The sequence below is a fragment of the Clostridium sp. CTA-19 genome, from assembly GCF_054767855.1.
Genome location: NZ_BAAABH010000048.1, coordinates 1 through 18,268 on the forward strand (window position 1 = coordinate 1; position 18,268 = coordinate 18,268).

General features: G+C 31.1%; 14 protein-coding genes. All 14 read left to right on the forward strand.

Annotated features, from left to right (window positions below):
• On the forward strand, positions 1 to 92 hold a 92-nt coding region (locus ACYUE0_RS16635; RefSeq protein WP_460271694.1), incomplete at its 5' end, for an IS3 family transposase.
• A 535-nt stretch (positions 93 to 627) separates the two neighbouring features.
• The gene (locus tag ACYUE0_RS16640) at positions 628 to 2,256 is read left to right on the forward strand and encodes a Na/Pi cotransporter family protein (protein WP_460271687.1); all 1,629 of its coding nucleotides are present in this window, start codon (positions 628 to 630) and stop codon (positions 2,254 to 2,256) included.
• A 225-nt stretch (positions 2,257 to 2,481) separates the two neighbouring features.
• Positions 2,482 to 3,201: an N-acetylmuramoyl-L-alanine amidase CwlD gene (gene cwlD, locus ACYUE0_RS16645; protein ID WP_061995384.1), complete on the forward strand. Its 720-nt coding sequence runs from the start codon at positions 2,482 to 2,484 to the stop codon at positions 3,199 to 3,201.
• Between the two features lie 256 nt (positions 3,202 to 3,457).
• A complete protein-coding gene (locus ACYUE0_RS16650) occupies positions 3,458 to 4,441 on the forward strand; it encodes a GntR family transcriptional regulator (RefSeq protein WP_061995383.1) in 984 nt (327 codons plus the stop codon).
• A 24-nt stretch (positions 4,442 to 4,465) separates the two neighbouring features.
• On the forward strand, positions 4,466 to 4,876 hold the full coding sequence (gene glmS, locus ACYUE0_RS16655; RefSeq protein ID WP_061995382.1) for a methylaspartate mutase subunit S: 411 nt from the start codon (positions 4,466 to 4,468) through the stop codon (positions 4,874 to 4,876).
• Between the two features lie 27 nt (positions 4,877 to 4,903).
• Positions 4,904 to 6,298, forward strand: a complete 1,395-nt coding sequence (gene glmL / locus ACYUE0_RS16660; protein ID WP_061995381.1) for a methylaspartate mutase accessory protein GlmL — start codon at positions 4,904 to 4,906, stop codon at positions 6,296 to 6,298.
• 20 nt (positions 6,299 to 6,318) lie between these two features.
• Positions 6,319 to 7,773, forward strand: coding sequence for a methylaspartate mutase subunit E (locus tag ACYUE0_RS16665; protein WP_061995380.1), 1,455 nt, complete (start codon positions 6,319 to 6,321; stop codon positions 7,771 to 7,773).
• Between the two features lie 66 nt (positions 7,774 to 7,839).
• Positions 7,840 to 9,084 (forward strand): methylaspartate ammonia-lyase, encoded by a 1,245-nt coding sequence (locus tag ACYUE0_RS16670; RefSeq protein ID WP_010295153.1) that lies wholly within the window; start codon positions 7,840 to 7,842, stop codon positions 9,082 to 9,084.
• 179 nt (positions 9,085 to 9,263) lie between these two features.
• Positions 9,264 to 10,106: a fumarate hydratase gene (locus ACYUE0_RS16675; protein ID WP_199870416.1), complete on the forward strand. Its 843-nt coding sequence runs from the start codon at positions 9,264 to 9,266 to the stop codon at positions 10,104 to 10,106.
• Between the two features lie 16 nt (positions 10,107 to 10,122).
• Positions 10,123 to 10,680, forward strand: a complete 558-nt coding sequence (locus tag ACYUE0_RS16680; RefSeq protein WP_010295148.1) for a Fe-S-containing hydro-lyase — start codon at positions 10,123 to 10,125, stop codon at positions 10,678 to 10,680.
• A 57-nt stretch (positions 10,681 to 10,737) separates the two neighbouring features.
• Positions 10,738 to 11,001 carry a citrate lyase acyl carrier protein gene (citD, locus tag ACYUE0_RS16685; RefSeq protein WP_010295146.1) on the forward strand — a complete coding sequence of 88 codons (264 nt, stop codon included), beginning with the start codon at positions 10,738 to 10,740 and terminating at the stop codon, positions 10,999 to 11,001.
• Between the two features lie 14 nt (positions 11,002 to 11,015).
• Positions 11,016 to 11,888 carry an HpcH/HpaI aldolase/citrate lyase family protein gene (locus tag ACYUE0_RS16690; protein WP_061995378.1) on the forward strand — a complete coding sequence of 291 codons (873 nt, stop codon included), beginning with the start codon at positions 11,016 to 11,018 and terminating at the stop codon, positions 11,886 to 11,888.
• An 89-nt stretch (positions 11,889 to 11,977) separates the two neighbouring features.
• The gene (citF, locus tag ACYUE0_RS16695) at positions 11,978 to 13,516 is read left to right on the forward strand and encodes a citrate lyase subunit alpha (protein ID WP_199870417.1); all 1,539 of its coding nucleotides are present in this window, start codon (positions 11,978 to 11,980) and stop codon (positions 13,514 to 13,516) included.
• A 282-nt stretch (positions 13,517 to 13,798) separates the two neighbouring features.
• Positions 13,799 to 17,491 carry a glycosyl hydrolase family 18 protein gene (locus ACYUE0_RS16700; RefSeq protein ID WP_460271693.1) on the forward strand — a complete coding sequence of 1,231 codons (3,693 nt, stop codon included), beginning with the start codon at positions 13,799 to 13,801 and terminating at the stop codon, positions 17,489 to 17,491.
• The last annotated feature ends 777 nt before the right edge of the window (positions 17,492 to 18,268 follow it).

Genomic DNA, 18,268 nt, shown 5'->3' on the forward strand with positions numbered 1-18,268 from the left:
TTGTTTATAGATATAACAATGAGAGAATACACTCTTCAATTGGATATGTTACACCACACGAATATTATCTTAAGAATTTAATGTGTGTTTAAAAATTTAAGCATATATTAGTATAAGTTAAGTTTGTCCAATTAGAGGGGAGCCGTCCGCTGTTAACTATTCACTCTTAACTAAAATAAGCGTTAACTAGCAGTAAAATATTAATTTGAAATTTTCTTGTTTGATAAATGAATAAGTTTAAAACTTGGATACCTGAAATAGTTAGACGTGTTCTGAATAACTTAGAATTCAATACTACATTTTGTATGAAAATATTTTAAAGTTATTGAATAAATTTAAATTGGAGCTTGTTTCCCTATAATATTAAACAAGAAGATTTATAATTTTATTTATAAGTCAATTTAATATAATACATATTGATATTAAATTAATAGTTATACCTATATAAAGGATATATATAGAAGGTGTGGTAAAAAAATTAGCTTAAAATAACAGTGAATTTAGAAGATTTCATTTTATGTTATGTTTATGTTAAATTTGTTCTGTATATATTAACATGAACTTAATTTTGAGGTATCATTTAATAGGAATTTTAGATAAAAGTTAAAATTATTTTGGAGGTAATCTATGGACTTATTTACCACAATAGTTAGTCTGTTCGGCGGATTAGGACTGTTTCTTTATGGAATGACAATGATGGGAGACGGTTTAGAAAATGCTGCTGGAGACAGATTAAAAAGCGTATTTGATAAGATAACATCTAACCCAGTAAAAGGAGTTTTAACAGGAGCTATAGTAACAGGTATAATTCAAAGTAGTAGTGCTACTACAGTTATGGTTGTAGGATTTGTTAATGCAGGTCTTATGAATTTATATCAAGCTACAGCTGTTATAATGGGAGCGAATATAGGGACAACTATTACAGCTCAATTAATTGCTTTTAAAATGGATTTTTTAGCACCATTATGTTTAGCAATCGGTGCAATGATAGTATTATTCTCAAAGAATAATAAGAAGAAGCAAATAGGAAACATAGTTTTAGGATTTGGTATTTTATTTTTAGGATTAGATTTAATGAAAAATGCTATGTCACCATTAGCGGATTCACCAATATTTACAACTTTAATATTAAAATTACAAGGTAAAGTATTATTAGGAGTACTACTAGGGGCTGTTATGACAGCTGTAATTCAAAGTTCTTCAGCTTCAACAGGTATACTAGTTGCACTTGCATCAACAGGAGCATTACCACTAAGCGTAGCTATACCAATATTATTAGGTAGTAATATAGGTACATGTGTTACAGCAATGATATCAAGTATAGGAACTTCTAGAACAGCTAAGAAAGCAGCAGTAATACATTTATTATTCAATGTAATAGGAACTCTTATATTTATAGGATTTGCAACTCAATTAGCAAATGTAGTTCAAACTATAACACCAGGAAATAATGCAGAAGCTGTAAAAAGACAGATAGCAAATGCACATACTATATTTAATGTGATTAATACATTTTTATTAATTTGGTTCATAAAACCATTAGTTGCATTAGTTAACAGGTTAATACCAGGTGAGGATGAAAAAGACGCAATAGGTGTTCAGTACATAGACGAAAGATTATTAGAAACCCCTGTAATTGCTTTAGGTCAAACAACAAATGAACTTGTAAGAATGGGTACTAAAGCTAAGGAAAATGTTGAATTTGCTATGAAAGCCTTTGTCTATAATGATGAAAAGGCATTAAAAAAAGTATATGAGCAAGAAAAGCTTATAAATATATTAGAAGATGATATAACTAAATTCTTAGTTAAATTATCTAACAGTGAATTAGGAGAAGAACAAAAGGGGATGGTTGCAGCAATGTTCCATGTTGTTAACGACATTGAACGTATAGGTGATCATGCTGAAAATATAGCAGATTTAGCTAGTGAAAAAATGACTAAAAATGCGGACTTTTCTGAGGAAGGTGTTAAAGAATTAAATGATATATTTAATTACACAATTAACTCTTTAGAAATGAGTATTGAGTGTTTTAAAAACTATAATAAGGACAAAGCTGATACAGTTAGATCAGTAGAGGACAGAATCGATAGTTTAGAAAAACAGTTAAGGTCATCACATATAAAAAGACTTAATAATGGAGTTTGTAATGCAACAGTAGGTGCAATATTCTTAGATGTTATAAGTAACTTTGAAAGAATAGGTGACCATGCAGTAAATATAGCAGAGATAGTTGCAGAAACTGCTTATAATTAATAAATAAAACATCTCAAAGCAATTTTGCTTTGAGGTGTTATTTTTTTGTAAAATAAAATTATAATTAGAAAATCCATATAGTGCCAATAGTTTAACTCAATCAAACTAATTTTAATTAACATAGTAATATTTATAAGAATATGTGGGTATATTAAGTAAAGAAATATTAAAAATAATTTAATAAAACTTAAATTATGTTAAAACAGACAAATTAGAGGTGAAAATATGAAATATAAAAATAGTATTTTAATTGGTACTTTAATGGCTATATTAATTGTATTTGGAAGTTTTTTTACAACAGATTTAAAAAGAAGTGAAGATGTAATTAATTTAAATGATAATAAAGTTAAAACTATACTTATAGATCCAGGACATGGAGGTATGGATGGTGGTGCTAGTGCATCAGATGGTACTGTAGAAAAACACATAAATCTTAATATTGCTCTTGAACTTGAAAAACTTTTAAAGGAATCAGGATATAATGTATATTTAACTAGATATGAAGATACAGGTTTATATTCAGAGAATGGAACTGTAAGACAAAAGAAAAATGAAGATTTAAATGCTAGATGTCAATTAAAGAAAGAAACTAATTGTGATTTGTTTGTAAGTATACATTTAAATAAATTTAAGGATGCTAGTTGTAAAGGAGCACAAGTATGGTACTCAAATAATCCAGAAAGTGAAGTTATTTCTAAAATAGTACAAAATAACTTAAAAGAAGATTTAGATACCAATAATAAAAGACAGGCAAAACCAGCAAAAGATGCTTATAAGGTATTAAGAACTAATGATACTATGCCAGGTTTTATTATAGAATGTGGGTTTTTATCGAATAATGAAGATTTGTCTAAATTAAAAGATGAAAGTTATCAAAAAAAAGTTGCACAATCATTGTTCAAGTCAATAGAATATTATTATAAAAATGGTACAAAAAGTAAGTAAAATGAGAAAAATATGAAAAAATTTGCAGAAAACTGTAAAAAAATAAATAAAAACAAAAAAATATAAATTAAAAATAGAGAAAATTTAAAAAAGATTCAAACAAATGAATCGAAACTTGCCGAACAGGAAATCTGGGTCGGCTTTTTTTTGATTTTTATCAAAATTGGCATTGAATTAGATAGGGCCATATGGTATTATTACATTGTAAATGGGAAATGGATTAGTCCATTAGTCCATTTAGACTTGGGAGGTATTTATGAATATTGTGGTAGATAAAAAATGCGGAATACCACTGTATATTCAAGTTAAAAAGCAAATAATGGATTTGGTAAAAGAAGGTACTCTCAAGGTAGGAAACAAAATGCCAACGGAAAGAGAACTTTCACAGGAGCTAAAAGTAAGTAGGAATACAATAAGTACTGCTTATAAACAACTTGAAAATAGTGGTGTATTAAAGTCTATTCAAGGAAAAGGAACATTCGTAGCAGAAGAAGTTATTTCTTGGAAGGATGAGGAAATAAAAAACAAGCTAATAAAGTTTGTTGATTTAGCCCTTGAAGAGGCTCTAGAAATTGGTGTAGAAGCAGAAGATTTTCTAGAAATAGTAATAGAAAGAGTTAAAGAAAAAAAAGAATTAATGAAAAAAGTTACAGCAATTTTTGTTGAATGTAACATTGAACAATCGAGAATGTTTAGTAAACAATTAAGTGAAAATAGTAATATGAATGTTATACCTTTAACAGTGTCAGAACTTAATGAAATGTCAGAAAAAACAAAAAAAATAGTAAATGGCAGCGAGGTTATAATTGCAACATTCAATCATGTAAATGAAGTTAAAAATGCAATAAAGGAAATAAATAGAGAAGTTTTAGGGGTAGCTATAAATCCTAAGTTGGAATCTATAGTAAAAATTGCGAGACACCCTTATGAAACAAGTTTTGCTTTTATATGTATATCACAAGAAATGATTTTTAAGATGAAAGCGGCATTAGATGATTCAGGGCTTGCAGATTTAAATGTACAGTATTTCAATGAATTAGAAGTGGACAAACTAAAAAAGATAGTTGAAAAGTTTGATGTGCTAATAGTTACGCCGGGAAGAGTAAAAGATATCTCTATACTAAATATTCACAATAAAGAAATAATTGAGTTTTCTTATAGTTTAGATTCGGGTTCTGTAAAAGCACTTAAGTCTAAGCTAATTGAAATAAAATATAAGCAAAATACTAATCACAATTAATTATTTTTTAGGGAGGCTTTAGAAATGGAAAAGAAAACTTTAGTTCTTGGAGTTATAGGAGCTGACTGTCACGCAGTTGGTAACAAAATCCTAGATTATGCTTTAACAGAAGCAGGATTCAACGTAATAAATATAGGTGTATTATCACCACAAGAAGATTTCATTAACGCAGCAGTAGAAACTAATGCAGACGTTATAATAGTATCTTCACTTTATGGTCATGGAGAAATTGACTGTAGAGGATTAAGAGAGAACTGTGATGAGGCTGGATTAAAAGACATTTTACTTTATGTAGGTGGAAATATAGTTGTAGGAAAACAAAACTGGGAAGAAGTTCTTGGAAGATTCCAAGCTATGGGATTTGACAGAGTTTACCCACCTGGAACAAGTCTTGAAACAACAATTCACGATTTAAAAGAAGATTTAGGACTATAATAAATATACAAAAGTGGAGTGATTAAAGTGGATGCATACTTACTTTTAGACTTTGGTAGTACCTACACAAAACTTACAGCTGTAGATATTGAAAATGAAGAAATATTAGCTTCAGCAAAGGATATAACAACAATTGAAGATGATATTATGACTGGTTTTGATAAGGCTTATAAGAAGTTAGAAGAGCAATTAGAAGGCAAAGATGTAAACTTTGTAAAAAAATTAGCTTGTTCATCAGCAGCTGGTGGATTAAAAATGGTTGCCTTAGGTCTAGTTCCAGACTTAACTGCAGAAGCAGCCAAAAGAGCAGCTTTAGGCGCTGGAGCGAGAGTGTTAAAAGTGTATAGTTATGAAATAACAAATTATGAAGCAGAAGAAATTAAAAATTCAGATGTTGATATAATACTTCTAGCAGGTGGAACAAATGGTGGTAATAAACAGTGTGTAATACATAATGCTAAGATGATTGTAAAGCATAACATAGATGTTCCAGTGGTAGTTGCTGGTAATAAAGTAGCTAATGATGAAATAAGAGAAATACTTGAAGAAGCTGGTGTTTACTTTAGTGTAACTGAAAATGTTATGCCAACATTAAATTCATTAAATGTTGAACCAGCCCGTGAAGAAATAAGAAAAGTATTCATGGATAAAATAACAGATGCAAAGGGCCTTAATAATGCAGAAAGTTTTGTAAACGGAATATTAATGCCTACGCCAGCGGCAGTATTAAAGGCTGCAAGAGTGTTAAGTGAAGGTAGCGATGAGGAAGAAGGTATTGGCGACTTAATAGTTGTTGATATTGGAGGAGCAACTACTGATATTCACTCAATAGCTGATGGAGAACCAACAAAGGCAGGAGTTAACATGAGAGGACTTGAAGAACCTTTCGCTAAAAGAACAGTTGAAGGTGATTTAGGAATGAGATATTCTGCAGTTTCTCTTTGGGAAGCTGGTGGCTCTAGAAAGCTAAGAAATTACTTAGGTGATAAAAAAAGAGAAATAAATATAGAAGAGTGTTGTAAATATAGATACGAAAACATAAAAATGGTACCTAAAAATGATGAGGAAATAAAATTTGATGAAGCTATGGCTAAAGTAGCAACTGAACTTGCACTTGAAAGACATGCAGGACATATTGAAAATGTATATACTCCAATGGGAGTTGTATTTAACCAAATGGGTAAAGACCTTATGAAAGTTAAATATATGATAGGTACAGGTGGAGTTTTAGTTCATAGTAAAAATCCAGGAGATATTTTAAATGCTGGTACTTTTAAAAAGGAAGATCCAACGTCATTAAAACCACAGGAACCAGAGTTTTTGTTAGATAAGAGTTATATATTATCAGCGATGGGATTGTTAGCACATGATCATCCAGATAAAGCCGTTAGAATTATGAAAAAATATTTAGTTAATGTGTAATTATCAGGAGGTAATTTAAAGTGGAACTTAAAAATAAAAAATGGACTGAAGAGGAATTTTTCAAAGTAAGAGAAGAAGTTTTAGCACAATGGCCAACAGGAAAAGATGTAGCCAATATACAAGATGGAATAGAATATAACAAAACAATTCCAGACCACAAAAATTTTGCTAAAAAATTAGTAAAAGCAAAACAAGAAGGAATTACTTTAGCACAACCAAGAGCAGGTGTTGCTTTAATAGATAAGCATGTAGAATTATTATCATTTTTACAAAATGAAGGTGGAGCAGATTTACTACCTTCAACAATAGATAGTTATACAAGACAAAATAGATATGAAGAATGTGAAGTTGGAATAAAAGAAAGTATAAAAGAAGGAAGATCATTACTTAACGGATTCCCAGGGGTTAACCATGGTGTAGCTGGATGTAAAAAAGTATTTGAATCAGTTAACTTACCAATAGAATCAAGACATGGTACTCCAGACGGAAGATTACTTGCAGAAATTACACATGCATCAGGATGGACATCAAATGAGGGTGGTGGTATATCTTATAACATACCATACGCTAAAAATGTTACATTAGAAAAAACAATCTTAGATTGGCAGTACTGCGATAGACTAGTTGGTTACTATGAAGAACATGGTATATCAATAAATAGAGAACCATATGGTCCATTAACTGGAACATTAGTACCACCAAGTACATCAAACGTAGTAGCTATAATAGAAGCTTTACTTGCAGCAGAGCAAGGTGTTAAAAACATTACTGTAGGATACGGTCAATGCGGAAACTTAATCCAAGACGTTGCAGCTATAAGATCATTAGAAGAGCAATGTAATGAATACTTAAAAGCTAATGGATACAACGATGTGTTCGTTACAACAGTATTCCACCAATGGATGGGTGGATTCCCTGCTGACGAAGCAAAAGCTTATGGTGTTATATCTACAGGTTCAGCAGCAGCAGCTTTAGCTGGAGCTACTAAAGTTATCGTTAAAACTACACACGAAGCTATTGGTATCCCAACAAAAGAAGCTAATGCACAAGGTATAAAAACAACAAAAATGACTCTAAACTTACTTGAAGGACAAAGAATGGCAATGTCTAAAGAGTTAGAAGAGGAAATTAATATAATAAAAGCTGAAACTAAATGTATGTTAGAGGCAGTTTATGAAGCTGGAAATGGCGATTTAGCTATAGGAGCAGTTAAAGCATTTGAAAGAGGATTATTAGATATCCCATTCGCACCAAGCAAATACAATGCTGGTAAAATGATGCCTGCAAGAGATAATGATGGTGCTGTAAGATACTTAAAATTAGGAAACATTCCATTCACTGAAGAATTAAAAGCTTATAACTTAAAGAAATTAGAAGAAAGAGCTAAATTCGAAGGAAGAGATGTTTGCTTCCAAATGACAGTTGATGATATATTCGCTGTTGGAAAAGGTAAATTAGTAGGAAGACCTGAATAATAATTAAATTGTTAAAAAAATAAATTAATATATACTTATTAATCTTTAGAAGGTAAGGTGTTTTATATGAAAATTGTTGACGTAATATGTTCAGCAGGAAGAACAGGATTCTATTTTGATGACCAAAGAGCTATAAAAAAAGGAGCAGGACATGATGGATTTACATATGTAGGAGAAGCTGTAACTGAAGGATTTACATCTGTAAGACAAGCTGGAGAATCTATATCTGTAATGTTAGTACTTGAAGATGGTCAAGTAGCTTGTGGAGATTGTGCAGCAGTTCAATACTCTGGAGCAGGTGGAAGAGATCCATTATTCTTAGCAAAAGACTTTATACCAGTTATTGAAAAAGAAATCGCACCTAAATTAATAGGAAGAGAATTAGAAAACTTCAAAGCTTTAGCTGAAGAGTTTGACCACATGACAGTTGATGGAAAAAGATTACATACAGCTATCAGATATGGTGTAACTCAAGCAATCCTTGATGGCGTAGCAAAAGCTAAAAAAGTAACTATGGCTGAAGTTGTAAGAGATGAATACAACACAGGAGTAGAAATAAAAAGAATTCCTATATTCACTCAATCTGGAGATGACAGATATGATAATGCAGACAAAATGATTATAAAAGGTGCAGACGTAATGCCTCACGCTTTAATCAACCATGTTGCTGATAAATTAGGTAACAACGGTGAAAAATTACATGCATATGTTAAATGGTTAAGTGACAGAGTTCTAAAATTAAGAACTTGTGAAGACTATAGCCCAGTATTCCACATAGATGTTTATGGAACAATAGGAGTAGCTTTCGATTACGATACAAAAGCAATGGCTGATTATATCCAAACATTAGAAGAAGCTGCTAAACCTTTCAAATTAAGAATTGAAGGACCTATGGATGTTGAGCATAGAGAAAGACAAATGGAAGCTTTAAGAGACTTAACAACTGAAATAAACAACAGAGGAATGAATGTTGAGCTTGTTGCAGACGAATGGTGTAACACATACGATGATGTTAAATTCTTCGCTGATAACAATGCAGGACATATGCTACAAATCAAAACTCCAGACCTTGGCGGAGTTAACAATATCATAGATTCTATATTATACTGTAAGAAAAAAGGTGTAGGAGCTTACTGTGGAGGAACTTGTAACGAAACAAATAGATCTGCAGAAATCTGCACTAACATCGCAATAGCTTGTGGAGCAGACCAATGTCTTGCAAAACCAGGTATGGGTGTTGATGAAGGATACATGATAGTTAACAACGAAATGAACAGAGTAGTTGCATTAGTTAACAGAAGAAACAAATAATAAATATATATTAGATAAAAGGCGGTTTATAAAAAACTGCCTTTTACACTATGAATAACATAAACTTTATATTATAGGCTTAAATTAAAATAAAAATTTAATTGTATAAGATAAAGTTTTACATAGTAGAAAGTCTTTATAATAATAAAAAATAGACTGCCAATTTTGGAGGAGTTGCAATGAAAGAAATTAATGTTGAACAAATAAGTAAAGAAGTAAGAGAGTTATGTATAAATGCTAATTATTACTTAGGTGAAGATGTTAAAAATGCATTAATTAACTCTAGAGATAATGAAAATTGGGATATAGCAAAAGGTATATTAAATAAGATAATAACTAATGCTGATATAGCTAAAAATGAAAACATGCCAATGTGTCAAGATACTGGAATGGCATGCGTATTTGTTGAGCTTGGACAAGAGGTTCACATAGTTGGTGGAAGCTTAGAAGATGCTATAAACGAAGGTGTTAGAAGAGGATATACAGACGGATATTTAAGAAAATCTGTTGTTAAAGACCCATTAGATAGAGTTAATACTAAAGATAATACACCAGCAATAATTTATTATAATGTAGTTCCAGGAGATAAATTAAAAATCACAGTAGCACCAAAAGGATTTGGTTCAGAAAACATGAGCCAAATAAAAATGCTAAAACCATCTGATGGACTAGAAGGTGTTAAAGAGTTTATATTAAAAGTAGTTAAGGAAGCAGGCCCAAACCCATGCCCACCAATAGTTGTAGGTGTTGGAATTGGAGGAACTTTTGATAGATCTGCAAACTTAGCTAAAAAAGCTTTAATAAGACCATTTGATAAGAGAAATTCAAATCCTTTCTATGAAGAGCTTGAAAATGAATTACTAGAAGCTATAAACAGTTTAGGAATAGGACCACAAGGATTTGGTGGAAAAACAACTGCTCTTGCTGTAAATATAGAAACATATGCAACTCATATTGCAGGATTACCAGTTGCAGTAAACATAAACTGTCATGCTACAAGACATGCTGAAGTAGAGCTTTAATAGGGGGTATTTAGTAATGGAAAAAAGAATAACTATGCCATTAACTGAAGAAAAAGTAAAAGATTTAAAAGCTGGAGATAGCGTATTACTTTCAGGAGTAATATATACATCTAGAGATGCAGCCCATAAAAGATTTGTTGATTTATTAGAAAAAGGTGAGAAATTACCTATAGATGTAAAAGATAGTTTGATATATTATGTTGGACCAACACCAGCGAAACCAGGAATGGCAATAGGATCAGCAGGCCCAACAACTAGCTATAGAATGGATGCTTATACACCACAACTTTTAGATCAAGGATTAAAAGGAATGGTTGGTAAAGGCTTACGTTCAAAAGAAGTTATTGAATCAATGAAGAAAAACAAAGCTGTTTATTTTGCAGCAATAGGTGGCGCAGCAGCACTAATGGCTAAATGCGTAGAGACTGCAGAGATTGTAACTTATGAAGACCTAGGTGCAGAAGCTGTAAGAAGATTAGAAGTTAAAGATTTACCATTAGTAGTTGTTATAGACTGTGAAGGAAATAACCTTTATGAGATGGGAAAAGAAGCATATTTAAATTCAGTAAAATAGATAGCGTTTTAGTAGTTTAACTATTAAAATAACCGTGAAAAATTAGAGGTGAATACTATGGATATAAAAAAAGTTGCGAAAGCAGGTACTTTAGAATCTAATGATATTTATATAATGATTATGCCGAGCGAAGAAAAAGGCATAGAATTAGACCTTGAGAGTATAGTAATGAAGCAATTTGGTGAAGAAATAAGAAAAGTTATTTTAGAAACTTTAAAAGAGCTAAAAGTGGAAAGTGCTATAGTAAAGGCACAAGATAAAGGGGCACTAGATTACACTATAAAAGCTAGAGTAGAAACAGCTGTAAAAAGAGCTCAATAGTAGAGGTGAATAAAATGAAAAAATTAAGAAGAACTATGCTTTTTATGCCTGGTAATAATCCAGGAATGCTTCAAAATGCAGGAATTTTAGGAGCAGACTCAATAATACTAGATTTAGAAGATGCAGTTTCTCTTACAGAAAAAGATAGTGCAAGAGTACTTGTAAGAGAAGCAATAAAAAATGTAGATTACAGTAGTGTTGAAGTGGTTGTTAGAATTAACCCACTTACAACTGAATTTGCTGATGAAGATATAGATGTTATAGCTAGAGTGAAACCAGATACAATAATGGTTCCTAAAGCTACAGAAGAAGAGTTAATAGAAATAGATAAAAGACTTAGTAAAATTGAAGAAGAAGAAGGTTTTGAGATAGGATCAATAAAACTATTCCCAATAGCAGAAAGTGCTTATGGTGTTGAAAACATTTATTCAATAATTAAGTCATCAAAAAGAGTTGTAGGAGTTCTTTTAGGTGGAGAAGATTATACTTCAGACATGGGAATAAAAAGAACTAAAGTAGGTGAAGAAGTATTCTATGCAAGAAATAGAGTTGCAATAGCTTGTAAAGCTGCTAAAGTTGATGCAATAGATACTCCATTTACTGATACAAATGATTTAGAAGGATTACTAGTAGATACTGCAAAAGCTAAATCACTAGGAATGACTGGTAAAGCATCTATAAACCCAAGACAAATAGATGGAATACATTCAGTATATGCTCCAACTAAAGAAGAAATAAAACATGCAGTAAGAGTTTTAGAAGCTATGGAAGAAGCTCAAAAAGAAGGAAAAGGAGTTTTCTCATTAGACGGAAAAATGGTAGATGCTCCAATCATAAATAGAGCAAAAACAACAGTTGAATTAGCTAAAATATTAGGATTACTTTAAGAATAAATAGATTTTGAAAAATAATTAGTCGTTATATTAGTTAATTTATAGATGACTTAGAAGTAAAGGTAATTTATTGAGGTGATATTATGAAAAACGTATTAGGACGTGAACTTCCTAGCTTTATAGATGGATATGGTGAAGTTATGCCATTTGAAGGAGTTTTTGCAAAAGCAGGAGAAAAACAAAAGGCTGCTGTTAATGTAAAATCAGTAACTCCAATGGATGAAAAATTATTAAATAATATAGAAGATGCTTTAGATAAAGTTAATCTAAAAGATGGAATGACAATATCATTCCACCATCATTTAAGAAATGGTGACTATGTTTTAAACATGGTTGTAGAAGCTATCGCAAAAAGAGGAATAAAAGATATAAGAATCGCAGCAAGTTCAATATTCCCAGTACATGCACCACTTGTAGACTACATAGAAAGTGGTGTAGTAACTAGAATTTGTGCAAACTACATTTCAGGTCCAGTTGCAAAAGCAATATCTGAAGGTAGATTAAAATACCCAGCAGTAATGCACACTCATGGTGGAAGAGCTAGAGCTATAGAAAGTGGAGATTTACACATAGATGTAGCATTTATAGCAGCACCAGCTTGTGATATGTATGGAAACATCAATGGTTTATACGGAAAATCAGCTTGTGGAGCTTTAGGATATGCAGTAAGTGATGCAGAAGGTGCAGAAAAAGTTGTTGCTATAACTGATAACTTAGTAGCTTATCCAAACTGTCCAATAGAAATCAGTCAAATATATGTTGATTATATTGTAAAAGTTGATTCTATAGGAGATCCAAAAGGAATAGTTTCTGGAACAACTCAAATAACTAAAGATCCAGTAGGATTAAAAATAGCTAAAATGGCTTTAGATACTATGATAGCATCAGGTCTTGTAAAAGATGGAATGAGCTTCCAAACTGGTGCTGGTGGAACATCTTTAGCAGTAGCTGCAGAGCTTAGAGAATATATGAACAAAGAAGAAATAAAAGGAAGTTTTGCATCAGGTGGAATAACTGGATACATAGTTGATATGTACAAAGAAGGATTATTCAAAAACTTATTTGATGTTCAATGCTTTGACTTAAAAGCTGTTGAGTCTTATTCAACATCTCATAAACATATGAGAATGTCAGCATCTATGTATGGTAACCCAGACAATAAAGGTGCTGTAGTAAATAACTTAGATATAGTTATATTAGGAGCAACTGAAATAGATACAAACTTTAATGTTAACGTTACAACAGCTTCTGATGGAACTATAATGGGAGGTTCTGGTGGACACAGTGATACAGCTGCTGGAGCTAAGTTAACTATAATAGTTACACAACTTACAAAAGCTAGACTTCCAATTGTAAAAGATAAGTTAACAACAATAACAACTCCAGGAGATAGCATAGATGTTATCGTAACTGAAAGAGGAATTGCAGTTAACCCTAAGAGAAAAGACTTAATAGAAAAATTAAAAGAAACAAATTTACCAATAATGACAATAGATGAATTAAAAGCTACAGCTGAAAAGATGACAGGTGCTCCAAAAGCAGTTGAATTATCTGATGACGTAGTTGCTGTAGTAGAATACAGAGACGGATCTGTAATAGATGTAATAAGAAAACCAATGTAATATAAAAAAGCTTCAAAATAGAATTATTCTATTTTAAAGCTTTTTTATTAGTATCAAAATAAAGTATATATTTTTATTATAAGGTAGAAATTAATAGAAAAAGTAAGAATTTTATTAATATGTATTATTTAGTCTAAATCTTTTTTGAAAAAATACGACACTATTATTAGATAAGCTTACTATTATAAATATGTAGACTAAAAATACTTGCAAGTATAAGTCCTACTATTATTTTTATAAATTATTAATAAGACTATTAATTTAATGGGAGAGATTTATTGTATGGTTAGTAAAAAAACAAGAAAAATAGTAGCTAAAAGAATTATATCGGCAACAGCGATAGTATCACTTTCGCTTGGAATGCTTCTTCCGGGAATAGGTACAATAGAAGCAAAAGCAGTAGAAATGAATAAAAGTGTTGTAAGTGAAAATGCTCAAGAAGGAAAAAGAAATGTAATGTATTATGGAGATTGGTCTATTTGGGGAGGACAAGGGAATTTTTATCCTAAAGATATACCAGCTGATCAATTAACACATTTAAATTTTGCTTTTTTAGATTTTGATGGAGAAGGAAATTTAGTTTTTACAGATAAAGATGCAGCAGTAGGAGCACCAGTTGGTCAACCAGGAGTTCAATGGGGGGCTGCAAATGCAGGAGTTTTATCAGCATTTCAAGATTTAAGAGCACAAAATCCTAATTTGAAAATTGGAGTTTCTTTAGGTGGATGGTCAAAATCAGGAGATTTTTCAAAGGTTTGTGATGATTCACAAAAAAGAGCTAAACTTGTAGAAAATATTATGAAATTTATAGAATATACTAATATGGACTTTGTAGATGTGGATTGGGAATATCCAGGCTCAGTACGTCAACCAGATTTAGTAGACAATAAAAATGATGAAGGTACACCTAATGCAACACCTAAAGATAAAGAAAATTATATACTGCTATTACAAGATTTAAGAAATGCATTAGATAAAAAAGAAAAAGAACTAGGAAAAGAATATGAATTATCAGTAGCAATTCCTGCTCCAAAATCAACTCTTGATAAGGGAATTGATATAAAAAGATTATTTGAAGTAGTAGATTTTGCTAATATAATGACCTATGACATGAGAGGTGCATGGGATGATACCAGTGGTCACCAAACAGGATTATATTCAAATCCAAAAGACCCATTGGCAGGTCAAGGATTAAGTGTTAATGATAGCGTTAAATATCTAATAAGTCAGGGTGCTAAGGAAGACAAGATAGTTATAGGAGCTGCATTTTATAGTCGTGGATGGGAAAAAGTATCAAAGGGTTCTGATAGTAAAACACCAGGATTATTTGGAAAAGCTGAACTAATATCAAAAGATGCAGATCAAAGTCCAAGTCGTGGAGCAGTAAATGAAGCACCATTAAAATCAGGTGAAGGTGGAAGACGTGGAGGCGTATGGTCCTATCGTAACTTAAATGAGATAAAGGCTAAATATCCAAATATAAAAGAATATTGGGATGATGTAGCTAAAGCACCATATCTTTATGATGAAACTACAGGGGTATTCTTCACTTATGAAAACCAAAAGTCAATTGGAGAAAAGACATCTTATGTAAACAATAACAATTTAGGTGGTGTTATATCATGGATGGCATCTGAAGATGCACCAACAACTAATGGAACTAAACGTGACGAACTAACAAAGAGTATTAAAAATGGTTTATTTGGAAACGAAGAACTGCCGAGTCATCAAATAAAGTATGGGGACTTAGATGTAACAGCAACTATAAAGCCTTATAAAGAGTCATGGGGATCTAGTGGCGGTTATGAAATAACAATAAAAAATAATGAAGCAACAAATGAGTCTGGAGATGTTATGAGATCTGTTGAAAAAGCAGCAGAAACAATTAAATTTCCTAAACTATATATAGAAAGTGATGAGAAATTAACAGCAGGTGATTACTTGGCTGGTACAGTAACACAAGAAAACGGATACACTATTGTTGATCTTGAAGCTGTATATGATGGCAAAACAATAGATCAGGGTAGGAGTTATACGTTTAAATTAAAAGCTAATGTAGCACCAACAGATGCCAAAGGAATAAAAAGTATAGGATTGTCTCAAAGAATGACATCAAAGGGTGCTGAACTTGGAAGACAAACTATATATGGGGAAAGTGTCACACCACCAGAAACAAATTCTAAACCAGTATTAAATGGAGTGGTAGATAAAGAAATCAAAGTTGGTGATAGCTTTAATCCAATGGACGGTGTAACTGCTAAGGATAAAGAGGACGGGGACTTAACTAAGAAGATTAAGGTTACAGGAAATGTAGACACAACAAAAGTAGGAGAATATAAACTAATATACAGTGTAGCTGATAGTAAAAATGAAACTACAACAGCGGAAAGAAAGATAATTGTAAAAGAAGATAATACAACTGTACCAAAGTATGATTTCAGTGTTGGTCAAGGTATAGAGTGGCCAAAACAAGTGAATTGTCCATTTATAGATATGGTTGCATGGGTTACAAAACCAGGTTATACCAACAATGGAGCTGCAAATTTAGTTAAAATTTCTAATGATAGTGGTGTTAAATACTTTAACTTAGGTTTTATACAATCCACAACTAATACTATAAAAGATGGAAAAGTTCAATGGGGTTGGGGAGGATACTCTGTTTTAAACGAAGAGCATAAGGATGATACCCAATATCAAGGAATTAAAAAATCAATAAAAGAATTACGTGATTTAGGTGGAGACGTTACAATCTCATTAGGTGGATTAAATGGTATCACATTTTGGGAAGTAACACAGGATGTAGATGTTTTAGTTAACACTTATAAAGAAGTAATACAAGGATATGGGCTAACAAGGCTAGACTTAGACATTGAAGGCGGCGCTCAAGATAAAGCTAAAAATATTGCTAATGCTAAAGCAATTAAAAAGGTTCAAGATGAGTTAGGAACTGATATTGTTTTAACTCTTCCAGTATTACCAAGCGGTTTAACTCAAACACAATTAGATGTAGTTGAAGCATATCTTACTGAAGGAGTAGATATTAAAGTTGTAAATATTATGACTATGTGCTATGGTAGTGGAACTTTATTACAAGGTGAAAACTATGGAACAGGTTCTGTAAGAGCTATAGATAGCACTAAAAATCAATTAAAAAATTATTATAAAAGATTTGCAAAAGTAGAGCTAACAGATGAGCAAGCATATGGAAAAATTGGTGCAACTCCATCTATTGGATTTGAGGGAAGTGCTCATCCTATATTTACTACAGAGTGGTCTAAGTTAATAGTTGATCATGCAATAAAAAATAAAATTGCAATGACATCATTTTGGTCTATGAATAGAGATGCTATGTTAGAATCCAATTCAGGAGTAAAAAGTCAATATGAATTTACTAATATATTTAAAAAATTTGGAAGCGAAGATGATGGTGAGGTAGATCCACCAACAAATACTGCACCAACTATAACTGGTGTAGAAAATAAAAAAATATTTGTTGGAGAAACATTTGATCCAATGAATGGTGTTAAAGCTAATGATAAAGAAGATGGAGATTTAACTAGTAAAGTTAAAGTTACAGGCACTGTTGATACTAATACAATAGGAACGTATAAATTAGTATATACAGTGGAAGATAGTGAAGGGCTAAATGCCAAAAAAGAATGTATAATAACTGTTGCAGAAAAACCTGAAATACCAGAGGATACTTTTGACCCTAAAAAAATATATGTAGAAGGCGATACAGTAATATATAAAGGTGAAAAATATAAGGCTAAATGGTGGACTCAAGGTGGTGTACCAGAAAATAATATGGCATGGGAAAAAATAGTTGAAAAGAATCCGGATGGTAGTGTAGATTATGTACCTGGAGGCATTTATGTAGAAGGGGATATAGTTGTATACCAAGGTAGTAAATATAGAGCTAAATGGTGGACTAATTCAGTACCAGGAAGCGATGAAACATGGCAGTTAGTATGATAATAAAGTTAATAAGGGGTTTGTTGCAAAGCTAACTGATAAAAGTTAAAGGAGCGACAGCTCCTTTTTCTTGTGTAAAAATTAGGCTTATATATAAATTATTTATTTTAAAATTAATAATAGTTTTCGTCATAGATAAATAGTAAAAAAGTTTTTAAATTATAAAGAAAAAATATGTAATATAATAAAAAATTAAATAAAAGTAGAAGTTATATTATTATATTTTCAGCGTAATACAACTAAAATTTTACAAAATATTAAGGAACTATATATAAGTTTTAGGTTTAAAGAAGAGTTTTAACTATTTTAGAAGTAGAATTATAAAATATTGCTTTATATAAGTACATTTATTGAACTTCTGTAATATTATAAAAAGTAGATATAATTTGACGATTTTACAAATAGGCATCTTAAAATAACTATTATATCGTCAAATTTACTAAATTATATTAAATATAATTATCACTTGAATATTTTATAGATTCTTAAATTATACTAGTACATTGCAAACATTAGAGACTTAAACTAGCAAGTAAATGCATAAAAGTACTTTGAATTTAACAAATTAAGATATATTAGTTGAAATCTGATTTTTTCAATTTTGTAATTATATAGGGAAACAAGCTCCAATTTAAATTTATTCAACAACCTTAAAATATTTTTACACAAGATGTAGTGTTGAATTCTAAGTGATTCGGAGCATGTCTCACTATTTGGGGTATCCAAGTTTTGGAATGAATAATTTTAAGAGTCAACTTGGAACCCTATATAGGGAAA